Source organism: Pseudomonas putida (assembly GCF_001636055.1).
GTDB lineage: Bacteria > Pseudomonadota > Gammaproteobacteria > Pseudomonadales > Pseudomonadaceae > Aquipseudomonas > Aquipseudomonas machongensis.
Genome location: NZ_CP011789.1, coordinates 574,809 through 601,443, shown reverse-complemented (window position 1 = coordinate 601,443; position 26,635 = coordinate 574,809). Strand labels below are relative to the sequence as shown.

Here is a 26,635-nt window from a genome sequence, read left to right as displayed (position 1 = left end):
CGCCTTACCCAACTGATCGTCGGCGCCTGCGTGCTGGCCCTGTTCGCCGGCTGTGCCGAGCGCAAGACCACCGACTACGCGGCCTTCAAGCAGAGCCGCCCGAAGTCGATCCTGATCGTGCCGCCGCTGAACAACTCGCCGGACGTCAAGGCCAGCTACAGCATGCTCGCGCAGGTCACCTACCCGCTGGCCGAAGCCGGCTACTACGTGATGCCGGTGGCGCTGGTCGCCGAGACCTTCCGCCAGAACGGCATGACCACCCCGGCTGACATCCATGAGCTGCCGATGGCCAAGCTGCACGAGATCTTCGGCGCCGATGCGGCGCTGTACGTGACCGTCAGCGACTACGGCACCCGCTACATGGTGCTGAGCAGCGCAACCATCGTGACCGCCAGTGCCAAGCTGGTCGACCTGAAGTCCGGCACCACGCTGTGGACCGGTACTGCATCCGCCTCCAGCGAAGAAGGCCGGCAGAACCAGGGCGGCCTGATCGGCATGCTGATCACTGCGGCAGTGAACCAGGTCATCAGCAGCGTGCAGGAAGACGCAGGTTACCCGATCGCCGGTATCACCAGTGCCCGCCTGCTGTCGCCGAACCCGAACGGCGGGATCCTGTATGGGCCGCGTTCGCCGAAGTACGGCACGGACTAAGCGGCGACCGCTTCGCGGGCAAGCCCGCTCCCACAGAGGTTTACCGCCGTTGTGGGAGTGGGATTGCCCGCGAACGATCCACCGCCGATCCAATGAAAAAGGCGACCCTCATGGGTCGCCTTTTTCATTACCGGTCCGAGATCAGATCCCGTACTGCGCCCGATAGGCCTCGACCGCCGGCAGGTGCTGCTTGAGCTGAGGATCGTCGGCCAGGAACTCCAGTACCTGGGTCAGCGAAACGATACTGACCACCGGAATGCCGAAATCACGCTCCACTTCCTGGATCGCCGAGAGCTCGCCATTGCCGCGCTCTTCGCGGTTCAGTGCGATCAGTACGCCTGCGGCCTTGGCCTGCTGGCCCTTGATGATCTGCATGACCTCACGGATGGCGGTACCGGCAGTGATCACGTCGTCGATGATCAGCACGTCACCGGCCAGCGGGGCGCCGACCAGGCTGCCGCCCTCGCCGTGGTCCTTGGCCTCCTTGCGGTTGAAGCACCATGGCACGTCGAGCTGATGCTGCTCGGCCAGGGACACCGCCGTGGCCGCTGCCAGCGGGATGCCCTTGTACGCGGGACCGAACAGCACGTCGAAGGGGATCTTGCTGTCGACGATCGCGGCTGCATAGCAGCGCCCCAGCTGGGCCAGGGCCGATCCGCTGTTGAACAGCCCGGCGTTGAAGAAGTACGGGCTGGTACGCCCCGATTTCAGGGTGAATTCACCGAAGCGCAGAACGCCGCGATCGATGGCAAAACGAATGAAGTCGCGCTGATACGGCTGCATGAAAAGTCCCGGACACCACGGATTTAGCTAAATGAGTTGAGCTCGGGTATCATACACGCACGAGATTTTTGGGGCCATTTATGCGGATCATCAGTGTGAACGTGAATGGCATTCAGGCTGCGGCCGAGCGTGGACTGCTCAGCTGGCTGCAAGCCCAGAATGCCGACGTCATCTGCCTTCAGGATACCCGCGCCTCGGCCTTTGAACTCGACGACCCAGCTTTCCAGCTCGATGGCTATTTCCTTTATGCCTGCGAAGCGGAGGTGCCTGCCCAAGGTGGCGTGGCGCTCTACTCGCGGATGCAGCCCAAGGCAGTCATCACCGGCCTGGGCTTCGAGACGGCCGACCGTTACGGGCGCTACCTGCAAGCAGATTTCGACAAGGTAAGCATCGCCAGCCTGCTGCTGCCTTCGGGAATGAACGGCGACGAAGACTTGAACCAGAAATTCAAGTTGATGGACGACTTCGCCAAGTACCTGGACAAGCAGCGTCGCAAGCGTCGCGAATACATCTATTGCGGCTCGTTCTACGTGGCGCAGCAGAAGCTCGACATCAAGAACTGGCGCGACAGCCAGCAATCGCCGGGCTTCCTGCCGCCCGAACGCGCCTGGATGGACGCGATCATCGGCGAGATGGGCTATGTCGACGCCCTGCGCGAAGTCAGCCGCGAAGGTGACCAGTACAGCTGGTGGCCGGACAACGAACAGGCCGAGATGCTCAACCTGGGCTATCGCTTCGACTATCAGATCCTCACCCAGGGTCTGCGCCGCTTCGTGCGCAGTGCTCGCCTGCCGCGCCAGCCACGCTTCTCGCAGCACGCGCCGCTGATCGTCGACTACGACTGGACGCTGACCATCTGAAGACCTGGGGGGGCCTTTGATCAGGCCCCCGCATTTCGTTACGGACTCTCCTCCACCTCGCCAGGCAGCTCCTCATCCAGGTGCAGCCAGGGTAGCCGGCTGCCCGTCCAGATATGCCGGCTGGCCCTCACCTGCTCTGGCCGGTCCAGCGTCGCCACCGTCACATCGATGCTCAGCGGGCTATGCGTCGTCTCCAGCGCCACATGCGCGCCGCAGTCGCCGCAGAAGAACCGTGTACAACTGGCCGGCGCCACATAGCGCTTCGGCTCGCCCGCCATCCACTGGAAACCCTTGCGCGGCAGGGTAAGCCACGTCACCACCAGCCCGCCGCTGACCCGTCGACAGATCGAGCAGTGGCAGTGGGCGACATCCGTCAGATCGCCCTCCAGCCGGTAGCGCAAGGCACCGCAATGGCACCCGCCTTCCTGTACGTCATTCATGAAACGACCTCCTGTCGCCTTCATCGAGGCGAAAGCTGGCTGAAAGCTTACCCCCCTAGGATAGCGCCACCACCGGCGACAGACCGGCCAGCCAGGGTGTCGGCATTACGTACGAACCCGGCCCAATCAACAACAACAATGGTGATACCGATGTTTTCCTGTGCCCGCCTTCCTGCAGTACCCCTCCCGCTATTCCATGCACAGCGCCTGACGCGCTGATCCGCTCGAATCGTCCGTCCTTTCGCCGCGCCACGCCTGGAGTACCGCCATGCTGACCTTCCTTGGCTTTGCCATGGTCATCACCTTCATGTACCTGATCATGACCAAGCGCCTGTCGGCCTTGATCGCCCTGATCCTGGTACCGATCATTTTCGCCCTGTTCGGCGGCTTCTCCGCCAAGATCGGCCCCATGATGCTCGAAGGCATCAGCAAGCTCGCGCCCACCGGCGTGATGCTGATGTTCGCCATCCTCTACTTCGCCCTGATGATCGACTCCGGCCTGTTCGACCCGGCCGTGCGCAAGATCCTCAAGCTGGTCAAGGGCGACCCGCTGAAAGTCTCGGTCGGCACTGCCGTGCTGGCTTTGGTGGTCTCGCTCGACGGTGACGGCGCCACCACCTACATGATCTGCTGCGCCGCCATGCTGCCGCTGTACAGCCGCCTGGGCATGAGCCCGCGAATCATGGCCGGTTTGATCATCCTCGCCGGTGGCGTGATGAACATGACCCCCTGGGGTGGTCCGACCGCTCGCGCCGCCAGCGCGCTGCATGTAGACCCGTCGGACATCTTCGTGCCGATGATCCCGGCCATGGCCTTCGGTGTGCTGGCGATCCTCGCCATCGCCTACATGTACGGCAAGCGCGAGCGTGCCCGCCTGGGTGAGCTGCACCTGCCGACCGACGACATCGATCACAGCGAAATCAGCGTGTCGCAGTTCCCCGAAGCGCGCCGCCCCAAGCTGATCTGGTTCAACGGCGCCCTGACCGCTGCCCTGATGGTCGCGCTGATCTCCGGCGTGCTGCCGCTGCCGGTGCTGTTCATGATCGCCTTCAGTATCGCCATGATCGTCAACTACCCCTGCCTGCAGCAGCAGAAGGACCGCATCGCAGCCCACGCCGGCAGCGTGCTGGCCGTGACCGGGCTGATCTTCGCCGCCGGTATCTTCACCGGCATTCTGTCCGGCACTGGCATGGTCGAGGCCATGTCCAAGAGCCTGCTGGCGGTGATCCCGGATGCGCTCGGCCCGTACCTGGCGGCCATCACCGCGATCGTCAGCATGCCGTTCACCTTCTTCATGTCCAATGACGCCTTCTACTACGGCGTGCTGCCGGTACTGGCCGAAGCCGCCAGCCACTACGGCATCACCCCGGTGGAAATGGCCCGTGCGTCGATCGTCGGACAACCGGTACACCTGCTCAGCCCGCTGGTACCCTCCACCTACCTGCTGGTAGCCCTGGCAGGGATCGAATTCGGCGATCACCAGCGCTTCACCCTCAAGTGGGCAGTTCTGGTGTGCCTGTGCATAATGCTCGCCGCCTTGCTCATGGGAGTTTTCCCACTGATCAGTAGTCTGTAAGACAAGAGCACCACCCCACCGCGACACGCCCGCTCTCCCGGGCGCGTCGCCTTCATCGTTCGAAGGAATACACATGGAATGGCTGACCAGCCCGGAAATCTGGGTTGCCTTTTTCACCCTGACCGCACTCGAGATCGTGCTCGGGATCGACAACATCATCATGATCTCGATCCTGGTCAGCCGCATGCCCAAGCACATGCAGCCGCGCACGCGGATCTTCGGCCTGGCGCTGGCGATGGTCACCCGGATCATGCTGCTGCTCTCGATCACTTGGGTAATGCGCCTGACCGACGACCTGTTCGTGGTCTTCGGCGAGGGCATTTCGGGGCGCGACCTGATCCTGTTCTTCGGCGGCCTGTTCCTGCTGTGGAAAAGCTCCCAGGAGATCTACCACGGCCTCGAGGGTGAGGAGGAAAGCAGCGACGAACCCAAAGGCGCTGGCGGCAAGTTCTTCTACACCATCATCCAGATCGCCATCATCGACATCGTGTTCTCGCTGGACTCGGTGATCACCGCGGTGGGCATGGTCTCGCACGTTCCGGTGATGATCGCCGCGATCATCGTCGCCGTGCTGGTGATGATGCTTTGCGCCGGCACCATCAGCGATTTCATCGACAAGCACCCGTCGCTGAAGATGCTCGCGCTGTCGTTCCTGATCGTGGTCGGCACCGTGCTGATCGCCGAGTCCTTCGACGTGCACGTGCCGAAGGGCTATGTGTACTTCGCCATGGCGTTCTCGCTGGCGGTGGAAGCGATCAACATCCGCATGCGTACTGCAATGGCGCGCAAGGAAGGCAAGGAGCATGATCCGGTGAAACTGCGCAAGGACATTCCGGGTCAGTAAGTACCGGACGTCACTGAAAAGGCCCTTCGGGGCCTTTTTCGTTTGTCTGGACTGGCCCTGAACCACCCAACATGCTTGTGACAGAAATGTTTCAAATAAATGCCCGCCATGCCAAGCTGGCGACAACCGCGCAAAACAACTAAAGCTTCAGTGAGCACTGAATACAACGCCCACCCCCGGGCCAGGCTCACGGCTTCACCCATTGGCCCCGCACTGGGGCGTCGGTAATAAGGGGGCCTCGAACATGCTCACCCTGCTCAACCTGCTTTCCGCCGTGGCGCTGCTCGTCTGGGGCACGCATATCGTGCGCACCGGTATTCTTCGGGTTTACGGCTCGAACCTGCGCCGCGTGCTCAGCCAGAACATGGACCGTCGTGCGCTGGCCTTCATTGCTGGCATCGTCGTCACCGCCGTGGTGCAGAGCAGCAACGCCACCGCCATGCTGGTCACTTCCTTCGTCGGCCAGGGCCTGATGGCCATGACCCCAGCCCTGGCGATCATGCTCGGTGCCGACGTGGGTACTGCGCTGATGGCGCGGGTGCTGACCTTCGACCTGTCGTGGCTGTCGCCGTTGCTGGTGTTCGTCGGGGTGATCTTCTTCCTGTCGCGCAAGCAGACGCGCCTCGGCCAGATGGGCCGGGTGGCCATTGGCCTGGGCCTGATCATCCTGGCACTTGAACTGATCGTGCAGGCTGCTGCGCCGATCACCCATGCACAGGGTGTGAAAGTGCTGTTCGCCTCGCTGACCGGCGATATCCTGCTCGACGCCCTGGTCGGCGCCCTGTTCGCCATGATCACCTACTCCAGCCTCGCTGCCGTGCTGCTCACCGCGACCCTGGCCGGTGCCGAGGTGATCAGCCTGCCGGTGGCCATCGGCCTGGTGGTCGGCGCCAACATCGGCAGTGGAATGCTGGCCTTCATCAGCGCCCGCATGCAGAACGCTGCCGGGCGTCGCGTGGCGTTGGGCAGCCTGCTGTACAAGCTGATCGGCCTGCTGCTGATCATTCCGGTGCTGCACCCGCTGGTGGACTGGATGGACTCGCTGAGTTTCAGCCCGCAAGAGCTGGTGATCGGCTTCCATTTGCTCTACAACACCCTGCGTTGCCTGGTCATGCTGCCTACGGTCAAACCTATGGGGCGCCTGTGCACCACCCTGCTACCCGAACGCGAAGTCGCCAACGGCCAGGTCAAGCCCCGGCACCTCGACGCCTCGGCGCTGGAAACCCCCAGCCTGGCATTGGCCAACGCAGCCCGCGAGACCCTGCGCCTGGGCGACATCGTCGACAGCCTGCTCGAGGCCATGCTCGGCGCCCTGCGCGGCAGCCAGACCGCACTGCCACAACAGACCCGCGCCCTGGGCGAGGACGCCGAGGCCCTGTACAGCGCCATCAAGCTGTACCTGGCGCAGATGTCACGCGAGGACCTGAGCGAGCAGGACAACCGGCGCTGGGCCGAGATCATCGAACTGTCGATCAACCTCAAGCTGGCCAGCGACCTGATCGAGCGCATGCTGCGCAAGGTGCAGCAGCAGAAGACCTCACAACGCCGGGAGTTCTCCCAGGTCGGCCTGGAAGAACTGACGGGCCTTCAGGAGCAACTGCTGGCCAACCTGCGCCTGGGCCTGTCGGTGTTCCTCAGCGCCGACCCTGAGAGCGCACGCCTGCTGTTGCGCGAGAAACGCCGCTTCCGCGCCCAGGAACGGCGCCTGGCCCACGCCCATGTCAGTCGCCTGCAACGCAAGGTGGTGCAGAGTATCGAGACCAGTTCGCTACACTTGGAGCTGATCGCCGACATGAAGCGGTTGAACTCTTTGTTCTGCAGCAGTGCCTATGTGGTACTGGGCGGCGCGGACACCGGCGGGCTTCTGCTCGACAGCGTGCCGGACGACGCCCGCCTGTCCTGACCCCCGCACACCTGGAGACCGGCCCGGAAGCCCGCCCATGCGTTGCCTGACCTTCATTTGCCTGATCCTCTGCAGCCTGCCCTCGTTCGCCCTCGACCGCTCGCGGGTCGAAGGCTATCTGTTGCCCAACGGCCTGCAGGTGATTCTCAAGTCTGGGTACGAACGCGACCATGTGTCGATCCGCCTTGTGGTCGGCGTGGGCCTCGACGACTTCGAGTGCAACCAGCGCGAATTGCCGCACCTGCTCGAACACCTGCTGTTCAGCGGCATCGACGAGACCGGCGAAGGCGGCCTGGAAGAGCGCCTGCAGGCGCTGGGCGGGGAGTGGAACGCCTTCACCAGCGCCGCCGATACCACCTTCGTCATCGAGGCGCCGGCACGCAACCAGCGCAAGGTGCTCGACCTGCTGCTGGCGGCGGTGCGGGACACGAAGATCGATGCCAAGGCCCTGGCCACCGCCAAGAAAATCATCGAGCGCGAGGACGGCGGCCATTACGGCCACCTGCAGCGCTGGCTGGACCGCCAGGACATCGGCCACCCGGCCAGCGACCAGCTTGCCGTGGAACTGGGGCTCAAATGCCCGGAGCGCTCGGATATCGACGGCATGACCCTCAAACAGGTGCAGGCCATGCGCGAGCATTGGTACGCCGCCAACAACATGAGCCTGATCGTCGTCGGTGGCCTCGACCGCCTGCTGCCGGCCTATCTGGAGCGTACCTACGGCGAGCTGCCAGCCACCGAGCCAGGCGAGCGGCGCAACCTCGACAGCATCAGCCAGCAGGCCGAGCAACGCCGCGACCTGACCCGTGGCTGGCTGGGTGACACCGCCAGGCTGCACTGGCTGTTCATCGAGCCGGTACTCGACAGCAATCACGACCAGACCCTCGAGCTGCTCTCGCGCTACCTCGACTGGGCTGCGTACGATCAACTGCGATTGCGCCACGGCCTGGCCTACGGCCCCTCCGTGCGGCGTGAAAGTTTCGGCGACAGTGGCATGCTCAGCTTCAACGCCGATCTCGAGCGCCAGGACATCGACGAAGCGGTGAAAGTGCTGCAGGACCTGTTCGAGCACCTGCGCAAGCACGGCCTGGATGCAGACACCTTTGCCCGCCTCAAGGAGGCCGCGATTGCCCGCGAAAGCTGGACCACCCAGGGCAACAGCGCACTGGCCGACTACTACTGGGGCGCGCTGAACGACTACGATGACGGCCGTTTCGCAGACCCGATCGGCAAACTGCGCAAGGTCAGCCTGAAGGAGGCCAACGAGGCGCTGCGGTTGTTGCTCAAGGAACCTGGCTACCTGCGCATCGAGAAGCCACTGCTGGGCTATGACGAGCTGTACGGGTTGGTGGCGCTGGGGTTGGGGCTGATACTCGCCATCGGGCTGATCCGCAAAAGGCGCCAGCCGGCGGATCGCCCCAGCGGCGCTACACGGGACAGCTGATTCGGCGGTATCCTGTTTCGGCCTCTTCGCCATTGCGACTTGCCCACGAAGAGGCCAGAACAGTCACCCCTTATCGCTGCCCATCCCCATGCCTCCCATACCCCACATCGTCCAACGCATCATCGAACTGCTCAAACGCTACCCCGGGGTCATCGCCCTTGGCGGCTTCCTGTCCGGCATTGGCAGTTTCATCCTGGTCGACCGCCAGGCCGGCCTCGCCAGTTGGATCGCCGTGCTGATGCTGATCAGCTGGGTCTGGCTGATGCTCGAGAACACCCTGACGGGACTGTTCGCACGCACGTTCAAGCGCGAAATCCCGCAGCCACTTTTGCGTTACGCCACACAGATGATCCACCAGGAAAGTCTGTTCTTCGTCCTGCCGTTCTTCTTCATCACCACCACCTGGAACAGCGGCCAGCTGGTGTTCACCGGCTTGCTCGGCGCAGCCGGGCTGATCTCCATCGTCGATCCGCTGTACTACAAATGGCTCGCACCGCGGCGCTGGCTGTTCCTCGCGCTGCACACCCTGACCCTGTTCGCCGCGCTGCTCACGGCGCTGCCGATCATCCTGCACCTGACCACCGCACAGAGCTTCAAGCTGGCGCTGATCGCGGCCATGGCGCTGTCATTCCCGAGCCTGGCCAGCAGTTTCCCGATCAACAACTGGCGCCGCGCCGTGGCGCTGGTCCTGGTGACCCTGACCGTGGGCGGAGGCGGTTGGCTGCTGCGCTCATGGGTGCCCCCGGCGACCCTGTGGATGACCGAAGTGGCGGTGACCACCGAGCTGCAGGACCGCCAGCCCGGCGAATCGCTGGACGAGATCGCCGCCAGCCGCATTCGCAGCGCAGGGCTGTACGCCTACACCGCAATCAACGCCCCGCGCGGGCTGAACGAGCGGATCTATCACGTGTGGCAGCAGGACGGTAAAGAGGTCGACCGCATCGCCCTGGACATCCACGGTGGGCGCAAGGAAGGCTACCGGGCCTGGACCCACAAGCAGAACTTCCCGCCCAACCCGGTGGGCAAGTGGCAGGTGCGGGTGCTGACCGAGGATGGCCAGGTGATCGGCGTACTGCGCTTCAAGGTGGTCGAGGATGTACCGGCGGGGTGAAGCTTCATCATCGCGTCGCCTCCATCGCCGTTGCGACTTGCCCCGCGATTGAAGCCACCGCCGCTGCAACAGGCTATGATCTGACCCACCGCCGTCGTGCAGAGTCAGAAGCATGGAGCCCAGCGCCACCCTCGACACCCGCCAGCACCCCGCGCGCCTGCTGATCGCTGGCGACTGGACCCTGGCCCACTACACCAGCCTCAAGCGCGACAGCGAGCGCCTGCGCGACCAGTACGGTGCTGACACGATCGCCGACCTCAGCCAGCTTGGGCGCCTGGACACCGCCGGTGCCTCGCTGCTGGCCGAGTTGCTGGGCGCCGAGCGCCTGTCGCACTGCACCGACGAGCTCCCCGAGGCCAGCCGAGCCTTGCTCAGGACGGTGTATGGCTCGGTGCAGGACTACTGCATCCCGATCAAGGAAGCCGAACAACCGGTCCTGCTGCAATTGCTCGCACGCATCGGCTGCGCCGTCGACACGCTCTGGCAGGACACCCGGCAACTACTCGGTTTCGTCGGCCTGATCCTCGCCACCCTCGCCACTCGGCTCCTGCAACCACACAAGTGGCGGGTCACCCCGGTGGTCGCGCACATCGAGCAGACAGGCCTGGACGCCGCGCCCATCGTCGCCTTGCTGACCTTCCTGGTCGGCGCCGTAGTGGCCTTTCTCGGGGCCACGGTGCTGGCCGACTTCGGTGCGACGGTCTTTACCGTCGACCTGGTGGCCTTCTCCTTCCTGCGCGAATTCGCCGTACTGCTCACCGCGATCCTGATGGCCGGGCGCACGGCCAGCGCCTTCACCGCGCAGCTCGGTTCGATGAAGGCCAACGAGGAGATCGACGCCATCCGCACCCTGGGCCTGAACCCCATCGAACTGCTGGTGGTGCCGCGGGTTCTGGCGCTGCTGATCGCCTTGCCGCTACTGACCTTCGTCGCCATGGTCTGCGGCATCGTCGGCGGCGCGGTGGTCTGTGCGCTGTCGTTGGACATCCCGCCGGCCATGTTCCTCTCGCTGCTGCAGAGCGACATTGGCGTGCAGCACTTCCTGGTCGGCCTGCTCAAGGCGCCGTTCTTCGCCTTCCTGATCGCCGCCATCGGCTGCCTGGAAGGTTTCAAGGTCAGTGGCAGCGCCGAGTCGGTCGGGGCCCACACTACCTCGGCAGTGGTGCAGTCGATCTTCGTGGTCATCGTGCTGGATGCCGTGGCTGCGTTGTTCTTCATGGAGATGGGCTGGTGAGTGGCACACGTGAAGCGGTGATCGAAGCCCGTGGCCTGTGCAACCGTTTCGGTAGTCAGAGCGTGCACGAGAACCTCGACCTGGACCTGTACCGCGGCGAGATCCTCGCCGTGGTCGGCGGTTCGGGGAGCGGCAAGTCGGTGCTGCTGCGCAGCATCATTGGCCTGCGTCGGCCCAACGAGGGCAGGGTGAAGGTGTTCGGCCAGGACCTGGCCACGCTGAACGACGACCAACGCTCGCAGGTGGAACGGCGCTTCGGTGTGCTGTTCCAGAAGGGCGCGTTGTTCTCGTCACTGACCGTCACCGAGAACGTCGCGTTGCCGTTGATCGAGCATGCCGGGCTGTCACGCGCCGACGCCGAACACCTGGCCGGGGTCAAGCTGGCGCTGGCGGGGCTGCCGATCAGCGCCGCCGACAAGTACCCGGCCTCGCTGTCCGGCGGCATGATCAAGCGCGCGGCCCTGGCCCGCGCGCTGGCACTGGACCCGGACATCCTGTTCCTCGACGAACCCACCGCAGGCCTGGACCCGATCGGCGCAGCGGCATTCGACCAACTGATCCTGACCCTGCGCGACGCCCTCGGGCTTTCGGTGTTCCTCATCACCCACGACCTGGACACCCTCTACACCATCACCGACCGGGTGGCGGTGCTGTCGCAGAAGAGGGTACTGGTCGCAGGCCCGCTGGCCGAGGTCGAACGCACCGACGATCCCTGGATTCACGAATACTTTCACGGCCCGCGCGGACGTGCAGCCGAACAGGCAGCCGCAAGCGCGGGACAGGAGCACTGACGATGGAAACCCGAGCTCATCACGTCCTCATCGGACTGGTCACCGTGCTGGTCGTGGCCGGCGCCATGCTGTTCGGCCTGTGGCTGACCAAATCCAGCGTCGACGATGCCTTCAAAGATTATGAAGTGGTGTTCAACGAGGCCGTTTCGGGCCTGTCCCGGGGAAGCGCGGTGCAGTACAACGGCATCAAGGTCGGCGATGTCAGCACCTTGCGCCTCGACCCGCAGGACCCGCGCCGGGTACTGGCGCGCATCCGCCTGAGCGCCGACACACCGGTCAAGGAAGACACCCAGGCCAAGCTCACGCTCGCCGGGGTGACCGGCAACTCGTTCATCCAGCTCAGCGGCGGCACGCCGCAGAGCCCATCGCTCAAGGGCAAGGGCGGACAGCTGCCGGTGATCGTCGCCTCGCCGTCGCCGATCTCACGCCTGCTCAACGACAGCAGCGACCTGGTGACCAACATCAACCTGCTGCTGCACAACGCCAACCAGATGTTCTCGGAAAACAACATCGAACGCCTGAGCAACACCCTGGCCAACCTCGAACAGACTACCGGTGCCTTCGCCAGCCAGAAGGGCGGCATCGCCCAGGCCATCGAACAACTCGGCCAGGTCGGCAAACAGGCCAGCGCCACCCTGGCCGAGACACAGGCGCTGATGCGCAACGCCAATGGCCTGCTCGGCAGCGAGGGCAAGCAAGCCTTCGGCAGCGCGGAGCAGGCCATGCAGTCGCTGGCTCAGAGCACCGCGACCATCAATGACCTGCTCAAGAACAACCGCGAGGCGCTCGACGACGGCGCCCAAGGCCTGAATCAGCTGGCCCCGGCAATCCGCGAGCTGCGCGAAACCCTCAATGCCCTCAAGGGCATCTCCCGGCGCCTGGAGGCCGACCCCAGCGGCTACCTGCTGGGCCGCGACCCAACCAAGGAGTTCCAGCCATGAGGCCGTCCCTTCGCCTGCTCGCCGCAGGCAGCCTGCTGAGCCTGGCCAGCGCCTGCTCGATCCTGCCACAGGCCGAGCCCACCGATATCTATCGCCTGCCGGTGAACCAGCAGAGCCGCCCGGCGACACCCGTGGATTGGTCGCTGCGCCTGAACAAGCCGCTGGCCAGCGAAGTCCTGGCCGGGCCGCGTATCGCCGTGATTGCGCAAGGCGACGTGATCAGCAGCTACAAGGGCGCGCGCTGGAGCGATCCGGTGCCACTGCTGGTGCGCAATCGCCTGCTCGATGCCTTCCAGCGGGACGGCCGGGTGCAGCGCCTGAGCGCCGATGACAGCAATCTGCAGGCCGACTACGAGCTGGCGGGTGAGCTGCAAGCGTTCCAGAGCGAATACCGCGAAAACGGGGTGCAGGTACTGATCCGCTACGACGCGCGGCTGGTGCAAGGGCGCAGCCAGCGCATCCTTGCCAGCCAACGCTTCGAGGTGCTCCAGCCACTGGCCGACAAGCAGGTGCCGGCAGTGGTCAGCGGCTTTGGCGCTGCCAGCGACCAGCTCGCGCGCCAGGTGGTGGACTGGACAGTCGCCCAGGCCTCACGGATGCAGGCTCAGGCGAAGAACCAGTAGCAGACGAAGATCGCCGCGATCACCCCGGACAGCTCGGCCAGCAGCGCGCAGCCCACTGCGTGACGCACGCGCTGGATGCCCACGGCGCCGAAGTACACCGCCAACACGTAGAAGGTGGTTTCGGTACTGCCCTGAATGGTCGCGGCCACGAGCGCCGGGAAGCTGTCGACGCCGTGGGTCTGCATGGTCTCGATCAGCATCGCCCGCGCCGCGCTGCCGGAGAACGGCTTGACCAGTGCCGTGGGCAGGCCTTCCACGAAGCGGCTGTCCACACCCATCCACTCGACCGCATGGCGGATGCCGCCCAGCGCCAGCTCGAGCGCCCCGGAGGCACGCAGCACACCCACTGCGACCAGCATCGCGACCAGATAGGGCAACAGGCTCTTGGCGACGTCGAAGCCTTCTTTGGCGCCCTCGACGAAGGCCTCGTAGACCTTCACCTTGCGCAGCGCACCGATCACCAGAAACAGCATGATCACGCCGAACAGCGTCAGGTTGCCGAGGATCGACGACAGGCTCGCCAACGCAGCCGCCGACAACGTGCCGAGAAACGCCATGAAGCCACCGAGCAGCAGGGCGCCGGGGATGAAGTAGGCCAGCACCACCGGATCCCACAGGCGCAGGCGCTGCATCACGGCAACCGACAGCAGGCCGACCAGGGTCGAGACGCTGGTCGCCAGCAGGATGGGCAGGAACACCAGCGTCGGGTCGGGAGCGCCTTGCTGGGCGCGGTACATGAAGATGGTGACCGGCAGCAGGGTCAGCGACGAGGCGTTGAGCACCAGGAACAGGATCTGCGCGTTACTCGCCGTGGTGCTGCTGGGGTTGAGCTCCTGCAGCGCACGCATGGCCTTCAGGCCGATGGGCGTGGCGGCGTTGTCCAGGCCCAGGCCGTTGGCAGCGAAGTTCATGGTGATCAGGCCCAGGGCAGGGTGGCCAGGCGGCACTTCCGGCATCAGACGCGCGAACAGCGGGCCGAGAACCTTGGCCAGCCATTCGACGATACCGGCCTTTTCGGCAATCTTGAGAAAGCCCAGCCACAAGGTGAGGGTACCGAACAGCAGGACCATGACCTCGACCGACAGCTTGGCCATGGCGAAGATGCTCTCGACCATCGCGGCGAAGATTCCCGCGTTGCCACCGACCAGCCACTGGGCCAGGGCGGAGATGGCCGCTACCACGAAAAAGCCGAGCCAGAGGCCGTTGAGCATCTGCAATCCCCCTGAAAAATGCCCGAATGATATCGCATAAGGCGCCCTGAATCCGATCCCTGCAAGAGCGGCCGACAGGGGTGGTGTCGGACGCCACAATGCAAAAAGCCCCGACGGGTCGGGGCTCTTGCTTGCAACCAGAGGTCTACTGGTTGACGGTCTTGCCCGCCACCACCGCTTCTTTTTTCTTGCCGTTGGCCTGGAACAGCGAGTTGTAGTACGCCTCGCCCTTGGCGCTGTCGTACATGCCTTGCCACTTGGCGATCACCACGGCGGCCAGGGCGTTGCCCACCACGTTCAGTGCGGTACGGGCCATGTCCATGATGCGGTCGACACCGGCGATGAAAGCCAGGCCTTCCAGCGGAATGCCCACGCTGCCTAGGGTCGCCAGCAGCACCACGAAGGAGACGCCCGGCACACCGGCGATACCCTTGGAGGTGACCATCAGGGTCAGCACCAGCAGCAACTGTTGGCTGATCGACAGGTCGATGCCGTACAGCTGGGCGATGAAGATCGCCGCGATGCTCTGGTACAGGGTCGAACCGTCGAGGTTGAACGAGTAGCCGGTCGGTACCACGAAGGAGCAAATCGACTTCGGCGCACCGTACTTCTCCATCTTCTCGATCACGCGCGGCAGCACGGTCTCGGAGCTGGAGGTGGAGTAGGCGAGGATCAGCTCGTCCTTCATGATGCGCATGATCTTGATGATCGAGAAGCCGAACACGCGTGCCACCAGGCCCAGCACCATGAAGGCGAAGAAGGCGATGGCGAAGTACACCAGCAACACCAGCTTGGCCAGCGGCAGCAGCGAGGCGAAGCCGAAGTTGGCGACGGTCGCGGCGATCAGGGCGAATACGCCGATCGGGGCGTAGTTCATGATCATGTGGGTGACCTTGAACATGGTCTCCGACACACCCTGGAAAGTACGCACCAGCGGCTCGCGCAGGTCGGCGTTGAGGCTCGAGAGGCCCATGCCGAACATGACCGAGAAGAAGATGATCGGCAGCATCTCGCCACGCATCAGCGCTGCGAAGATGTTCGATGGGATCAGGTTGAGCAGGGTCTCGATGAACGCATGCTCATGCTGTACCTCGGCCGCCGTGGCCTGGTACTTGGAGATGTCGACGGTGCCCAGGGTGCTCATGTCGATGCCGGCACCTGGGTGGAACACATTGGCCAGTACCAGACCGACGACGATGGCGATGGTGGTCACCACTTCGAAGTAGAGAATGGTCTTCAGGCCGATGCTGCCCAGTTTCTTCGCGTCGCCAACCCCGGCGATGCCCACGATCAGCGACGAAATCACGATCGGGACGACGATCATCTTGATCAGGCGAATGAAGATGTCGCCGGCGGGCTGGAGGACGTTGCTGATCCACCATGCCTTTTCTGCACTGAAATGATTCAGTAGCGCGCCGACTGCAACGCCCAGGACGAGACCGATCACGATCTGCCAGGCGAGGCTCAGTTTTGCCTTCTTCATGTCGTTACCTTTGTTGTAGTGGTCATGGCCAGCAGATCGGAAAAGCGCGTCCCAGAGCCTTTGGCAACGTCACGGGCAGCGATTGGCTTCCGTCTGGCGACCCTGTTCTCAGGTCAACGCCAGCGAGCGAACGAGCGCTCGGGCCAGCTAAAAAGGCGGCAACTATTGCGACGTGGACAGGGCCAGTCTAATGCCGGAAACGACTACCCCATGCCGAATCGGCATAGCAAAAGACAGCAAATCGGCCAATTCAGCGGCCAAAAAATCCAGGCGTTCGGTTTTCCGAACAAGACCAAACCGCCATTTTTAGGCAGAAACGACTGGATCAGTTCGAGGGTGGTGGAGGGTTGTTCGACAATCCGAATGGGAGAAAACACACCCTGCGCACAGCGCAATCGAGGGGAAAAAAATTCGATATACGGTTACGACAAAATGTGTCTTGAGAGAAAAATCGTACAAGTACGTTCTGGAAGGGAAATTTCTGTAAGGACGCTTCGGAAGCCAGGTCGAGTGTTAGTGCCTTTTCCGACACCACTGACCTGGATCTTCCGATGCTGTCTCTCCTGACCCGGCCCTCGTCGGAGGTACTCCCTGTACCCCTAGGCCACTCCGATCCTGACGCGATCAGAACAGCCCGGCCCCCTGGTCATGTGCTGCCTCTCCTCGAGGCGGCGCATCATGGACGACGCAACGGTAAATACGTTCAACGTCCATCCGATTAAGGTGCGCGACCGTAGGTCAGTACCAGTTCGGATCGCGCTTGAGCTGCTCCTGCAGCAGCTTCTTCATGCCGTCATCCGGCTCGCCCAGCCAGCGATAATCCGCATGGCGGGTCGGCGACTTGTCTGAGGGCAGACCTTCGGGAACCTCCACGAGCATCCCGTAGGCTTCATCCTTGTCCCAGCTGAACGCAACGATCAGGCGCTTGTACGTGCAGTTGTCGTCCGACTCGCAGAGAGGGCCGACCAGATACTTGTCGCCGTCCTCGGTCACCGCAGACATCTGCTGCGCAGAGCTGCCGCTGAGGTTGATCACCCACTCGGGCAGGCGTTCTTCATTCTTTATGGTCTTCTGCCAGGTCTGGCGGTATTCCGGGTCCGACCCCAGCAACTGGTTAGCCCGTACCTGACCGTCATTGGCTGCCATCGCCGCCGAGCCACCGCCCACGAGCAGGGCGGTGACCAGGGCGTTAAAGAGCATCCTGCTCATGGGCGTCCTCTACCGCGTCCGAAGAAGAAGGAAGCGACGAACAGGACCAGGAAGACAATGAACAGGATCTTCGCGATACCCGTTGCGGCGCCGGCGATACCACCGAAGCCCAGCACTGCGGCGACAATGGCGATGATCAGGAATGTGATAGCCCAGCTCAGCATGGTGTTTCTCCTTTCTTTTCGGGATAGGGTCGGTGTGGCACTAGAACACCCAGCGTTCCTGAGGAACGATGTTTTCCAGGGTGGCCGGCGAAGCATTGGCCGAAGGCAGCGGCTGTGCCGCCTTGACCAGGGTGGTGGCGTGATTCGTCTTCAATTGCGTCAACAACGCAGTCTGAGCAGCTACCTGGTCGGCCAGGCGCGCGGTCTGCCAGCTGTGATAGAACAGGCCGCCGGCGAGGGTCAGTACCAGTGCCATCGCCAGGTACAGAAACTGATGCACGGGCAGCGCTGCGTCCTGCGAACGGTTGACTGATTGGCGATTCATGCCGGCTCCTCCTGCTGTATTTGTTATCCAAACCTTGAGGGAGTTATTGCAGCCTGCATGCCAGCTTTTTAATCTCAAAAAAATCTTTATAAATCAGTCAGTTATGCGCAAATGGAAAATGCAGCAAGGACGTATCCTGCACGATGCCTTGCTGCACGCCGTGCGTTTTGCACGATTCAACCTTCCACTTTGCTCGCCACCTTCAGCAGGTCCGCATCCACGCCCCGTACTCCGAGGATCTGCCCCGCAATCTGCACGGCGATGGTCTTCTGCTCCTGGCTGACCACCTCGCCAGACAGTCGCACCAGGCCTTCCTGGCTCGCGACCTTGATGTTCGGCCCGTCGAGATTACGGCTGTAGCGCAAGCTGCTTTGTACCTTGTCGATGATCCAGGCATCGCTGGGCTGCGGCCCTGTCGGAACAGTCGGCGGATTTTCACGGGCCTGGGCCATGGCTGCGGAATCCAGGCTGATCAGATTGTTGACCAGGTACACGCCCTCGCTGGTACGGGCGATGACCCCGGCCAGCTCCTTGGCCTCGACGTTGTCGACGCGACCGCGCATGGTCACCACGCCCTCGCGGCTCTCGACCTCGATTGGCGCCTTTTCCGTCACCCGGCTCCAGAGCAGGCGCGCGCGGATGATCGCGGTCAAGGTGGCGTCCTCAAGGCGTTGGGCGTAGGCACGCCGCTCAAGCGGCTGCTCCGCCAGCTCGGCATTGACCTGCAGACGGTTATCCACCCGCTCGATACCGCGGGTGGCCAAGGCGACACGCTCGGCCAGGTCGCGCTCGACAGGATTTTCCACCTCACCGCTGAGGCGGGCCTGCTGCCCCTCCACCTGCACCTCTATGCGGAACGGATTGAGTACCTTGTTGAGGGAAACCGCAGTCTGCACGGCGCCCTCCAGCCGTGCATCCTGCAACGGGTCGGCGACAACGGGACCGACTGCCAGCAGCAGGCCGGCAGCCAGGGCGCAATGACGTGGGAACAAAGGCATGGCACTTCTCCTTTTTCGTAACAAATCCAACCAACCTCGCAACCTGCATGCCAGCGTCACAAATGCTGGAAAATCTATTTATTTCAATCTGTTAGCCAATAAACAGAGCAACAGCTAGCATGCACAGGACGGAATCCTTCAGAATCGACCATGCAACTTGCCCGATTTTTCCGACACTAACTGAGATCAATCCCATAGGAGCGCAGGAAAAATGGAACCAGCCCAGGACAAGCAAGGCCGCATTCTGCTGGTGGACGACGAGTCCGCGATCCTGCGCACCTTCCGTTACTGCCTCGAAGACGAGGGCTACAGCGTCGCCACGGCCAACAGTGCCGTTCAGGCAGAGACCCTGTTGCAACGCCAGGTGTTCGATCTGTGCTTCCTCGACCTGCGCCTGGGAGAGGACAACGGCCTAGACGTGCTGGCCCAGATGCGCATCCAGGCGCCCTGGATGCGCGTGGTGATCGTCACTGCACACTCGGCGATCGATACCGCAGTGGATGCCATCCAGGCCGGCGCTGCCGACTATCTGGTCAAACCCTGCAGCCCCGATCAGTTGCGCCTGGCCACCGCCAAGCAACTGGAGGTGCGCCAACTGTCGGCGCGCCTGGAAGCGCTGGAAGGCGAAGTGCGCAAGCCCAAGGACGGTCTCGACTCCCACAGCCCGCAAATGATGGCGGTGCTGGAAACCGCGCGGCAGGTGGCGACCACCGATGCCAATATCCTCATCCTGGGGGAGTCCGGCACCGGCAAGGGCGAACTGGCCCGCGCCATTCACGGCTGGAGCAAGCGCGCACGCAAGGCCTGCGTGACCATCAACTGCCCCTCGCTGAACGCCGAGCTGATGGAAAGCGAACTGTTTGGTCATACCCGTGGCGCCTTCACCGGCGCCAGCGAGAGCACGCTCGGGCGGGTCAGCCAGGCGGACGGCGGCACGCTGTTCCTCGACGAAATCGGTGATTTCCCACTGACCCTGCAGCCCAAACTGCTGCGTTTCATCCAGGACAAGGAATACGAAAGGGTCGGCGATCCGGTCACCCGTCGGGCGGACGTTCGCATCCTCGCCGCAACCAACCTCAACCTTGAGGAGATGGTGCGCGAGAGCCGCTTCCGTGAAGACCTGCTGTACCGCCTCAACGTCATCACCCTGCACCTGCCGCCACTGCGCGAGCGCAGCGAGGACATCCTTACGCTCGCCGATCGCTTCCTCGCCCGTTTCGTGAAGGAGTATTCGCGCCCGGCGCGGGGATTCAGCGACGAGGCCCGTGCGGCACTGCTCAACTACCGCTGGCCGGGCAACATCCGCGAACTGCGCAACGTGGTGGAGCGCGCCAGCATCATCTGCCCGCAGGAGCGCGTGGAAATCAGCCACCTGGGGATGGGCGAGCAGCCCACCGGCAACGCCGCGAAGGTTGGCGCAGCGTTGAGTCTCGATGAGCTGGAGCGCGCCCACATCGGTGCCGTCCTGGCAGCCAGCGATACCCTCGACCAGGCCGCCAAGACCCTCGGTATCGATGCCTCCACCCTGTACCGCAAGCGCAAGCAGTACAACCTGTGAAGTGGCCCATGAAGCTGCGCACGCGGCTGTTCCTGAGCATCTCGGCACTGGTGACGGTAGCGTTGCTGGGGTTGCTGCTGGGGCTGATCAGCGTGCTGCAGATGGCAGCGGTGCAGCAAAAGCTGGTGCGTGACACCACCCATACCCTGGAAGTCGGGCTGAAGCTGCGGCAGAACCTGGGCGAGCAGTTGAACCTGATACTCGATCCAGATACCGATCCGAAAAGCTTGGCAAGCCTGCAGGAAAACTTCCAGGCGCTATTGGTGGCAGGCCTCGAACAGGGCGGTGAACGCACCGGATTCAGCAAGGCCAGCAGCAACTACCAGACCTTCCTCCAGGCCTATCGCGACAGCACCTCACCGTCGCGCAGCATGGGCGTCGACGACCCTTTGGGCGCCGCGTTCAACCAGGTCCGTACCGACCTGATCGACTCGCACAAGCAGGCGCTGGAGCACATTTCCCGCAGCGAAGAACATGCTCGCGATCATGCCCTGCTGGTCAGTGGTGCATTGGGCCTGATGGGCCTGGCGGTGGTGGTGCTGGGCTTCATCACCGCGCATAACATCGCGCGTCGCTTCGGCCAGCCGATCGAGGCCTTGGCCAAGGCAGCCGACCAGGTTGGCCAAGGCAACTTCGACGTTACCCTACCTGTGACCCAAGCCACCGAACTCAACCAATTGACCCGCCGTTTCGGCCTGATGGCCGACGCCCTGCGCAAGCACCAGGCCACCAATGTCGATGAGCTGCTGGCCGGCCAACAGCGCCTGCAGGCCGTGCTCGACAGCATCGACGATGGCCTACTGATCATCGATCGCCAAGGTCGCCTGGAACACCTCAACCCCGTGGCCCAACGGCAGTTGGGCTGGAATGCCTCGCGGCTTGGCAGCAACCTGGCCGAAGCCCTGAACCGCCCGGAGCTGGAGCAACAGATGCGCCAGGTGCTGCGCGGCGGCAGCCTGGACCGGCCACCGGATGACCTGAGCATCGAGGTGGAAGAAGAGACCCGTCTGCTGACCTTCAGTCTGACACCCGTCAGCCACCCGCAAGGGCCGATTCTCGGCGCGGTGATGGTGTTGCATGACGTGACCGAACAGCGTGCGTTCGAGCGCGTACGCAGCGAGTTCGTCCTGCGTGCCTCCCATGAACTGCGCACCCCGGTCACCGGCATGCATATGGCTTTCGGCCTGCTGCGCGAGCGGGTCTCGTTCCCGCCCGAAGCGCGGGAAAACGATCTGCTCGACACCATCGGCGAAGAAATGCAGCGTCTGACTCAACTGATCAACGACCTGCTCAATTTCTCTCGTTACCAGAGCGGACTGCAGAAACTGGAACTGGCGCCCTGTACACTCGATGACCTGCTGGAGCGTGCCCGGGCACGCTTCGCCGAGTCGGCGGCGCACAAGCAGATCGAACTGGTCAGCGAGCTGGAGCCTCCCTTGCCGCACATCCAGGTCGACCTTGCGCAGATCGACCGGGTGCTGGACAACCTGCTGCACAACGCCATCCGCCACACCGCCAGTGGCGGGCACATTCGCCTGCACGCACGACGGCATGCCGAGCGGGTGATCATCAGCGTCGAGGACGACGGCGAAGGCATTGCCTATGGCCAGCAAGGGCGAATCTTCGAGCCGTTCGTGCAGGTCGGACGCAAGAAGGGTGGCGCGGGGCTGGGCCTGGCCCTGTGCAAGGAAATCGTGCAACTGCATGGCGGGCGCATGGGCGTGTTCTCTCGGCCGGGGCAGGGGACGCAGTTCTACATGGCCCTGCCGGTGTGAGGCGCCTGTTCAAGGCTCATCATCGATCCGCCGCCCGCCCATCCGCCGTCCGCGCGTGATCAGCTCGGCGAACTGTCGGGCGTTGAGCGGATGGGCGAACAGCCAACCCTGCCCATAGTTGACCCCTTCGCTGTTGAGCAACACGGCCTGGTCCTCGCACTCGATCCCCTCGGCGATCACCCGCAGGTGCAGGTCATGGGCCATGCGGATGATATGCGGGGCGACGCCGCTGCTGGCGGCGTCGTGGCCCAGGGCGTCGATGAACGCCTTGTCGATCTTCAGGCAATCGACCGGCAGGGTCTGCAGGTAGGCCAGGCTGCAGTAGCCGGTGCCGAAATCGTCGATCAGTACCTGATGCCCGACCGAGCGCAGGGCCTGCAGGTTGTCGCGGGCCACCACCACATCGATCAGGCCACGCTCGGTCACTTCGAATGCGATCTGCGTTGCGGACACCCGATGCTGGGCCAGCAACCGCGCTGCGACCCGGCCGATACGCGGCACCATCACATCGCACGCTGCCAGGTTCACCGAGATGTACAAGTGCCGATTGGCCCGCAACAACTGGCCCAGTTGCTCCAGTACCCGCTGCAGGACGAAGTCGGTGATCGGGCGGATCTGCCCGGTGTTCTCGGCAAGCGGGATGAACAGCTCCGGGCTGGTCAGGCTGCCATCCGGTCGGCGCCAGCGCACCAGTGCTTCGGCGCCGACACAACGGCGGCTGTCCAGTTCGAAGATCGGTTGGTAGAGCACCTGCAGCTCGCCACGGCGCAGCGCCTGCTGCAACTCCGAGCTCATCGAGCGCCGCTGCAGGATCAGTTGCAGCACCAGCCAGCCGATGCAGCAGGCGAGCAGCAGGCTACCGGGGAACAACAACCAGAGCATGCCGTTGAGCTTCAGCGGCAGGCTTGCACGGGGGGCGATGAGGACGAGTTGGTAGTCCGGTGACTTGGTCGGCATCCGGTAGACGAGGCGGTCGCTGAGCTCGATCAGCGCCTTGCGTGACGGTGGCGGCCAGTCCGGCGCAGGTGGCCAGGGCTGGGGAGGGCCCAGCACGGGGATCGCCCGGCTGCCGCGGTCGAGCACTACCAGCAGGCTGCCACCGGGCGGGAGATCGACCACGTCGGTCAGGTGGCCGCGTGAGGTGGACACCAGGAAATGGCCACGCCCCAGCATCAACGCCGCAAGATTTTCGTTCGGCTCGGTGGTGGTGTTCAGCCAGTAACTGTAGGTCGGCCCCTGGATGTCGGGTGCGCGCATGGGCCGCATGACCTGCTCCCCACCCCGGCTGGAGCAGGCGATGTCTCCGTCGACATAGACCGCCTCGTAGACAAAACGGTAGCTCAGGCCCACCTGACGCAGCGCAGACAACATCGCTGCATCACAGCCGCGCATCGGCAGCGTCTGCAGTTGGTCGACCCCCTCGCGCAATTGACCGAACACTTGCTCCAGGCGCTCGAGAAAACGCTCGCCGCGGGCATTCATCTGCGCGCTTTCGCTCTGTTTCATCTGCTGCAGGGTGACACCGACACTGGCGGTCAGCAGCAGCGCAGCACTGGCCAACGCGACCAGAGAGGCCAACAGCCAGGGGCGGTAGAAAATTTGGCGCACAGAGGCGATCAGCGAAGACATGCGCGGCATCCAGTTGAATACCAAAGGTATAGCAACTGGATGAACAGTTGGCGCGGTGCGATAGGCGGTCCTGATTCACCGCATGCTGTTGAGCACCTGCAGTATTGCCGCGGTCTGCGCATCGGGCATGCCGTCGAAGCGCTGCGCGCGGAAATGCATCTGGAAAGCGGCGATCACATGGCGGGTCGAGACATCCAGCTCGCCAGTCTGCTCGATGGCATAGCCGAAGCGGGCCAATTGTTGCTGGTACCAGAGCGGGCTCGGTGGATTGGCCTCGAAATACACCTGCTGGCGCGCCACGGAGGCAGCGTTCGGCCAGATCCCCAGGCCTGCGTCAGCCAGGCGCTTCCAGGGGAACAGCGGCCCCGGGTCGAGCTTGCGCAAAGGCGCGATGTCGCTATGGCCAATGATGTTGCGCGGCTGGATGTTGTAGCGCTGGACGATATCCTTGACCAAGGCGATCACTGCCTCGATCTGCGCTTCGCTGTAGGGGTGCCAGACACGTCCGCTGGGGGTATCGGTATAGCCGGGATTGACGATCTCGATACCGATCGAGCTCGAGTTGAGCCAGGTGCGGCCCTGCCACTGACTGTCGCCGGCATGCCAGGAGCGGCGGCTTTCATCCACCAGCTGGTAGACCGTGGCATTGCCATCGCCAACCAGGTAATGGCTGCTGACCTCGCCATGGGTCAGCAGCGCCAGCGAGCGCTCCAGCGAAGCGTTGGTGTAGTGCAGGACGACGAACTGGATGCGGCTGTCCTGGTTCGCCGAGGTGTGGCTGCGGTCGATGCGCAGACCGCTGGAGCAGCCGGCGAGCAGGATGAGGAGAAGGGCAGTAGCGAACGTTTTCATCGGATGGAGGCACGTCATGTGTCGGTATAAGCGCTACAGTATAACGTGCTATCGCCGATTACCCATTCCCAACGATGCCCGCTCAGCGGACTGAGCGCACGACCCGTGTCGAAAGCAACAGGGCTGGCGTAGCGGTACTTGCTACCCTTGCTCGACGCGATTGCGCCCCTGGTCCTTGGCGCGGTACAGCGCTTCGTCCGCACGCTTGAGCACCTGGTCGCCACGCTCGCCGGAGCGGAAGGCGCTGACGCCGATGGACGTGGTGATCACCACGCGCTCGCCCTTGAAGTGAAACGGGCAGGCCTCGATCGCCGCACGCAGCGCTTCGGCAACCTGCAGCGCTGTGGGGGGAGATGTCTGGGGGAGCAGCAGGACGAACTCCTCGCCACCAAAGCGGGCGATGAAGTCGCGCCCGCGCAAGCGCTTGCGCAACTGGTCGGCAACGATCTTCAGCACCTTGTCGCCAGCCAGGTGGCCATAGCCGTCGTTGATGCGTTTGAAATGATCGAGGTCGAGGATGGCCATGGCCAGGTGGCCGCCATTCTCCTCCCAGTCGGCAAGCTCGCGCTCGACCCGCTCGCTCCAGGCGGCGCGATTGGGCAGCCCGGTCAGCGGATCGACCAGTGCTTTCTGCCGCTGCTCTTCCAAGTGCTCACGGTAGCCAAGCGCCTCCTGCTCCATGCTCGCCACTCGCTCGGCCAGGCCTTGCAGGCGTCCGGCCAGTTCCTGCTCACGGCGATCGCGTTCGTGCTGGTGGTCATCCATGGTGACCAGCAGGCCCTCGAGCCGGTGGTCCAGCAGGTGCTTGAGGCTGTCGATGTCCACTGCGCCCTGGACGCTGGTTTGCAGGCCATCGACCTGTTCACGCAGCTGACTGTCCAACTCGCGAGCGGCAGTGCTGTTGTCGGCGTGGCCCTCGCTGGCCTCCTGCAGGTGGCTGTGGAAGGTCTCCAGGCGCTCGTTGATCTGCTGCAGGTAGGCTTCGAACTCATGCTGGCCGCTGTCGTTGATTGCCAGCATCAACACCGCCAGGTCGTCCAGTACCGGGATCAGCTCGTACCAGTTCAGCCCGCGCGCCACCCGCTCGCGCATTTCCAGGGCCTGGGCCTTGTGGCGCTCCGGCAGGCTCAGGTCGTCGAGCAGGCCGATCAGGGTTTCTTCGATGTGCGCGGCAACCTGGCTGTAGGGCGGCTCGACGGCATCAGGCAGGGCGTAAGGGCCGTCTTCACCGACTGGTTGTTCTTCCGGGGACTCGGTGGCGGGGGCTTCGTCCGCTGGCGTGCTGTCGGCGGCGGTCTCCGGCTCGACAGGCTCGGACTCGGCGGGAGGAGCGACTGGCTCGGGTTCGACAATGCTCGCCGGCTCGCGGGCGTCGTCAACTGGCTCCACCGTCTCGGCAGCACCGGCCAATTGCGCAACCGGCGCCGGGGCCTCGGGGGCGGGCTCGACAGAGCGGGGCGCCGCAGGCAGAGGCTCCAGTTCATCAGCATCGATCGTGCTGTGTGCCGCAGAGGCTGGGCTCGAGGCTGGGGCTGGGGCTGGGGCTGGGGCTGGGGCTGGGGCTGGGGCTGGGGCTGGGGATCGTGGCTCAGGTTCGCGCACAGGCAACGGTTCGCCCGTTGGCTCGACGGTCTGGCTCTGTGACGTTGCGCGCGAGGGTGCCGGTTCGTGCTCCGGCTCCGGCGCTTCGGCCTGAGCACCCTCTTCGCGACCGCCAAACAAGCGTTGCAGGAAGCCTGGCCGGGCCTCTTCGGTCGCCTTGCGCAGCGACGACAGCGCGCGCCCCTGCAGACCGCTGAGCTCGCCAAGCAGCGGCGGCAACTCACGCGACTGGCTGACACCGCCGTCGAGCTTCTTGGCCAACTTCTTGAGCGGACGGGAAACGTCGCCGGGCAGCTCAAGCCCCTGCAACTGGGAAACCAGCGAGGTCAGCGCATCGCTGACCTGGTTCATCCGCGTTTCGCGACGCTGCTCCGACTCGAGCACGGCCTTTTCCAGTCGTGGGATAAGCCCGGCGAGCCCCGCGTCCATGCTGTCACTGCGGATGACCTCGCGCATCTCCTTCATGCACTGGTCGACGACCTTGTCACTACCCTCGGCGGCCAGCGTGCTGCGGACCAGGCCACGGCGCAGCAGGTCGAGGCGAGCTTCCCAGCGACGCTCGAGCTTTTCCTGCCGTTCGATGCTTTTTAGATATTTTTCTTTCCAGCGCTCGGCTTCGTCGGTCATG

The 26,635-nt window shown here is 63.9% G+C and carries 24 protein-coding genes; 13 read left to right on the top strand and 11 right to left on the bottom strand.

What is annotated here, in order from left to right; all coding sequences use genetic code 11:
- The first annotated feature begins 12 nt into the window (after positions 1-12).
- On the top strand, positions 13-651 hold the full coding sequence (locus tag AB688_RS02635; RefSeq protein ID WP_232233654.1) for a DUF799 domain-containing protein: 639 nt from the start codon (positions 13-15) through the stop codon (positions 649-651).
- Positions 652-792: 141 nt separating this feature from the next.
- Here AB688_RS02635 and pyrE read toward each other — a convergent pair whose 3' ends face one another.
- Complete coding sequence (gene pyrE, locus AB688_RS02630; RefSeq protein ID WP_054893328.1) at positions 793-1,434, bottom strand: orotate phosphoribosyltransferase; 642 nt, start codon at positions 1,432-1,434, stop codon at positions 793-795.
- 80 nt (positions 1,435-1,514) lie between these two features.
- On the opposite strand from pyrE, the gene AB688_RS02625 reads away from it, so the two are divergent.
- Positions 1,515-2,294 carry an exodeoxyribonuclease III gene (locus AB688_RS02625; RefSeq protein WP_054893329.1) on the top strand — a complete coding sequence of 260 codons (780 nt, stop codon included), beginning with the start codon at positions 1,515-1,517 and terminating at the stop codon, positions 2,292-2,294.
- A 38-nt stretch (positions 2,295-2,332) separates the two neighbouring features.
- Here the strand turns inward: AB688_RS02625 and AB688_RS02620 are convergent, their stop codons facing one another.
- Positions 2,333-2,734: a GFA family protein gene (locus tag AB688_RS02620; RefSeq protein ID WP_063542030.1), complete on the bottom strand. Its 402-nt coding sequence runs from the start codon at positions 2,732-2,734 to the stop codon at positions 2,333-2,335.
- A gap of 268 nt (positions 2,735-3,002) precedes the next feature.
- On the opposite strand from AB688_RS02620, the gene AB688_RS02615 reads away from it, so the two are divergent.
- The 9 genes from AB688_RS02615 to AB688_RS02575 all read left to right on the top strand — a co-directional run bounded on the left by AB688_RS02615 (position 3,003) and on the right by AB688_RS02575 (position 13,201).
- Positions 3,003-4,310 carry a CitMHS family transporter gene (locus tag AB688_RS02615; protein WP_054893331.1) on the top strand — a complete coding sequence of 436 codons (1,308 nt, stop codon included), beginning with the start codon at positions 3,003-3,005 and terminating at the stop codon, positions 4,308-4,310.
- Positions 4,311-4,383: 73 nt separating this feature from the next.
- Positions 4,384-5,154 (top strand): TerC family protein, encoded by a 771-nt coding sequence (locus AB688_RS02610; RefSeq protein WP_054893332.1) that lies wholly within the window; start codon positions 4,384-4,386, stop codon positions 5,152-5,154.
- Between the two features lie 244 nt (positions 5,155-5,398).
- Entirely contained in the window at positions 5,399-7,057 is a 1,659-nt protein-coding gene (locus AB688_RS02605) for a Na/Pi cotransporter family protein (protein ID WP_054893333.1), read from the top strand.
- Positions 7,058-7,094: 37 nt separating this feature from the next.
- Complete coding sequence (locus AB688_RS02600) at positions 7,095-8,501, top strand: M16 family metallopeptidase (protein WP_063542028.1); 1,407 nt, start codon at positions 7,095-7,097, stop codon at positions 8,499-8,501.
- An 88-nt stretch (positions 8,502-8,589) separates the two neighbouring features.
- Positions 8,590-9,612: a DUF5924 family protein gene (locus AB688_RS02595; RefSeq protein WP_063542026.1), complete on the top strand. Its 1,023-nt coding sequence runs from the start codon at positions 8,590-8,592 to the stop codon at positions 9,610-9,612.
- Positions 9,613-9,724: 112 nt separating this feature from the next.
- Positions 9,725-10,846 carry an ABC transporter permease gene (locus tag AB688_RS02590; protein WP_054893335.1) on the top strand — a complete coding sequence of 374 codons (1,122 nt, stop codon included), beginning with the start codon at positions 9,725-9,727 and terminating at the stop codon, positions 10,844-10,846.
- The gene (locus AB688_RS02585; RefSeq protein WP_063542024.1) at positions 10,843-11,637 is read left to right on the top strand and encodes an ABC transporter ATP-binding protein; all 795 of its coding nucleotides are present in this window, start codon (positions 10,843-10,845) and stop codon (positions 11,635-11,637) included. The genes AB688_RS02590 and AB688_RS02585 overlap by 4 nt, the downstream gene beginning before the upstream one ends.
- A 2-nt stretch (positions 11,638-11,639) precedes the next feature.
- On the top strand, positions 11,640-12,578 hold the full coding sequence (locus tag AB688_RS02580; protein WP_063542022.1) for an MlaD family protein: 939 nt from the start codon (positions 11,640-11,642) through the stop codon (positions 12,576-12,578).
- The gene (locus AB688_RS02575) at positions 12,575-13,201 is read left to right on the top strand and encodes an ABC-type transport auxiliary lipoprotein family protein (RefSeq protein ID WP_054893338.1); all 627 of its coding nucleotides are present in this window, start codon (positions 12,575-12,577) and stop codon (positions 13,199-13,201) included. The genes AB688_RS02580 and AB688_RS02575 overlap by 4 nt, the downstream gene beginning before the upstream one ends.
- On the opposite strand, the gene AB688_RS02570 is transcribed toward AB688_RS02575, so the two are convergent.
- The 6 genes from AB688_RS02570 to AB688_RS02550 form a co-directional block, all read right to left on the bottom strand.
- Positions 13,183-14,412 carry a nucleoside recognition domain-containing protein gene (locus AB688_RS02570; RefSeq protein ID WP_054893339.1) on the bottom strand — a complete coding sequence of 410 codons (1,230 nt, stop codon included), beginning with the start codon at positions 14,410-14,412 and terminating at the stop codon, positions 13,183-13,185. The genes AB688_RS02575 and AB688_RS02570 overlap by 19 nt on opposite strands.
- Before the next feature lie 145 nt (positions 14,413-14,557).
- Entirely contained in the window at positions 14,558-15,895 is a 1,338-nt protein-coding gene (gene gltP / locus AB688_RS02565) for a glutamate/aspartate:proton symporter GltP (protein ID WP_054893340.1), read from the bottom strand.
- A 738-nt stretch (positions 15,896-16,633) separates the two neighbouring features.
- Positions 16,634-17,104 (bottom strand): inhibitor of vertebrate lysozyme family protein, encoded by a 471-nt coding sequence (locus AB688_RS02560; RefSeq protein WP_063542020.1) that lies wholly within the window; start codon positions 17,102-17,104, stop codon positions 16,634-16,636.
- On the bottom strand, positions 17,101-17,268 hold the full coding sequence (locus AB688_RS26015; RefSeq protein WP_028695791.1) for a DUF1328 domain-containing protein: 168 nt from the start codon (positions 17,266-17,268) through the stop codon (positions 17,101-17,103). The genes AB688_RS02560 and AB688_RS26015 overlap by 4 nt, the downstream gene beginning before the upstream one ends.
- A gap of 40 nt (positions 17,269-17,308) precedes the next feature.
- Positions 17,309-17,593 (bottom strand): hypothetical protein, encoded by a 285-nt coding sequence (locus AB688_RS02555; RefSeq protein ID WP_063542018.1) that lies wholly within the window; start codon positions 17,591-17,593, stop codon positions 17,309-17,311.
- Positions 17,594-17,769: 176 nt separating this feature from the next.
- Positions 17,770-18,591 carry a BON domain-containing protein gene (locus AB688_RS02550; RefSeq protein ID WP_054893343.1) on the bottom strand — a complete coding sequence of 274 codons (822 nt, stop codon included), beginning with the start codon at positions 18,589-18,591 and terminating at the stop codon, positions 17,770-17,772.
- Between the two features lie 211 nt (positions 18,592-18,802).
- On the opposite strand from AB688_RS02550, the gene algB reads away from it, so the two are divergent.
- Positions 18,803-20,149 carry a sigma-54-dependent response regulator transcription factor AlgB gene (gene algB / locus AB688_RS02545; protein WP_063542016.1) on the top strand — a complete coding sequence of 449 codons (1,347 nt, stop codon included), beginning with the start codon at positions 18,803-18,805 and terminating at the stop codon, positions 20,147-20,149.
- Between the two features lie 8 nt (positions 20,150-20,157).
- The gene (locus AB688_RS02540; protein WP_063542014.1) at positions 20,158-21,924 is read left to right on the top strand and encodes a KinB sensor domain-containing domain; all 1,767 of its coding nucleotides are present in this window, start codon (positions 20,158-20,160) and stop codon (positions 21,922-21,924) included.
- A 9-nt stretch (positions 21,925-21,933) separates the two neighbouring features.
- Here AB688_RS02540 and AB688_RS02535 read toward each other — a convergent pair whose 3' ends face one another.
- From AB688_RS02535 to AB688_RS02525, 3 genes are all read right to left on the bottom strand, one after another.
- On the bottom strand, positions 21,934-23,553 hold the full coding sequence (locus AB688_RS02535; RefSeq protein WP_063542012.1) for an EAL domain-containing protein: 1,620 nt from the start codon (positions 23,551-23,553) through the stop codon (positions 21,934-21,936).
- A 75-nt stretch (positions 23,554-23,628) separates the two neighbouring features.
- Complete coding sequence (locus AB688_RS02530; RefSeq protein WP_054893347.1) at positions 23,629-24,405, bottom strand: N-acetylmuramoyl-L-alanine amidase; 777 nt, start codon at positions 24,403-24,405, stop codon at positions 23,629-23,631.
- Between the two features lie 141 nt (positions 24,406-24,546).
- Positions 24,547-26,634, bottom strand: coding sequence for a GGDEF domain-containing protein (locus tag AB688_RS02525; protein ID WP_063542010.1), 2,088 nt, complete (start codon positions 26,632-26,634; stop codon positions 24,547-24,549).
- Position 26,635: the final 1 nt, after the last annotated feature.

Bases quoted from the DNA above. Each gene is read 5' to 3' on its own strand.
- pyrE (WP_054893328.1), bottom strand. From the start codon at position 1,434: ATGCAGCCGTATCAGCGCGACTTCATTCGTTTTGCCATCGATCGCGGC.
- AB688_RS02625 (WP_054893329.1), top strand. From the start codon at position 1,515: ATGCGGATCATCAGTGTGAACGTGAATGGCATTCAGGCTGCGGCCGAG.
- AB688_RS02620 (WP_063542030.1), bottom strand. From the start codon at position 2,734: ATGAATGACGTACAGGAAGGCGGGTGCCATTGCGGTGCCTTGCGCTAC.
- AB688_RS02615 (WP_054893331.1), top strand. From the start codon at position 3,003: ATGCTGACCTTCCTTGGCTTTGCCATGGTCATCACCTTCATGTACCTG.
- AB688_RS02610 (WP_054893332.1), top strand. From the start codon at position 4,384: ATGGAATGGCTGACCAGCCCGGAAATCTGGGTTGCCTTTTTCACCCTG.
- AB688_RS02605 (WP_054893333.1), top strand. From the start codon at position 5,399: ATGCTCACCCTGCTCAACCTGCTTTCCGCCGTGGCGCTGCTCGTCTGG.
- AB688_RS02600 (WP_063542028.1), top strand. From the start codon at position 7,095: ATGCGTTGCCTGACCTTCATTTGCCTGATCCTCTGCAGCCTGCCCTCG.
- AB688_RS02595 (WP_063542026.1), top strand. From the start codon at position 8,590: ATGCCTCCCATACCCCACATCGTCCAACGCATCATCGAACTGCTCAAA.
- AB688_RS02590 (WP_054893335.1), top strand. From the start codon at position 9,725: ATGGAGCCCAGCGCCACCCTCGACACCCGCCAGCACCCCGCGCGCCTG.
- AB688_RS02580 (WP_063542022.1), top strand. From the start codon at position 11,640: ATGGAAACCCGAGCTCATCACGTCCTCATCGGACTGGTCACCGTGCTG.
- AB688_RS02575 (WP_054893338.1), top strand. From the start codon at position 12,575: ATGAGGCCGTCCCTTCGCCTGCTCGCCGCAGGCAGCCTGCTGAGCCTG.
- AB688_RS02570 (WP_054893339.1), bottom strand. From the start codon at position 14,412: ATGCTCAACGGCCTCTGGCTCGGCTTTTTCGTGGTAGCGGCCATCTCC.
- gltP (WP_054893340.1), bottom strand. From the start codon at position 15,895: ATGAAGAAGGCAAAACTGAGCCTCGCCTGGCAGATCGTGATCGGTCTC.
- AB688_RS02560 (WP_063542020.1), bottom strand. From the start codon at position 17,104: ATGAGCAGGATGCTCTTTAACGCCCTGGTCACCGCCCTGCTCGTGGGC.
- AB688_RS26015 (WP_028695791.1), bottom strand. From the start codon at position 17,268: ATGCTGAGCTGGGCTATCACATTCCTGATCATCGCCATTGTCGCCGCA.
- AB688_RS02555 (WP_063542018.1), bottom strand. From the start codon at position 17,593: ATGAATCGCCAATCAGTCAACCGTTCGCAGGACGCAGCGCTGCCCGTG.
- AB688_RS02550 (WP_054893343.1), bottom strand. From the start codon at position 18,591: ATGCCTTTGTTCCCACGTCATTGCGCCCTGGCTGCCGGCCTGCTGCTG.
- algB (WP_063542016.1), top strand. From the start codon at position 18,803: ATGGAACCAGCCCAGGACAAGCAAGGCCGCATTCTGCTGGTGGACGAC.
- AB688_RS02540 (WP_063542014.1), top strand. From the start codon at position 20,158: ATGAAGCTGCGCACGCGGCTGTTCCTGAGCATCTCGGCACTGGTGACG.
- AB688_RS02535 (WP_063542012.1), bottom strand. From the start codon at position 23,553: ATGTCTTCGCTGATCGCCTCTGTGCGCCAAATTTTCTACCGCCCCTGG.
- AB688_RS02530 (WP_054893347.1), bottom strand. From the start codon at position 24,405: ATGAAAACGTTCGCTACTGCCCTTCTCCTCATCCTGCTCGCCGGCTGC.
- AB688_RS02525 (WP_063542010.1), bottom strand. From the start codon at position 26,634: ATGACCGACGAAGCCGAGCGCTGGAAAGAAAAATATCTAAAAAGCATC.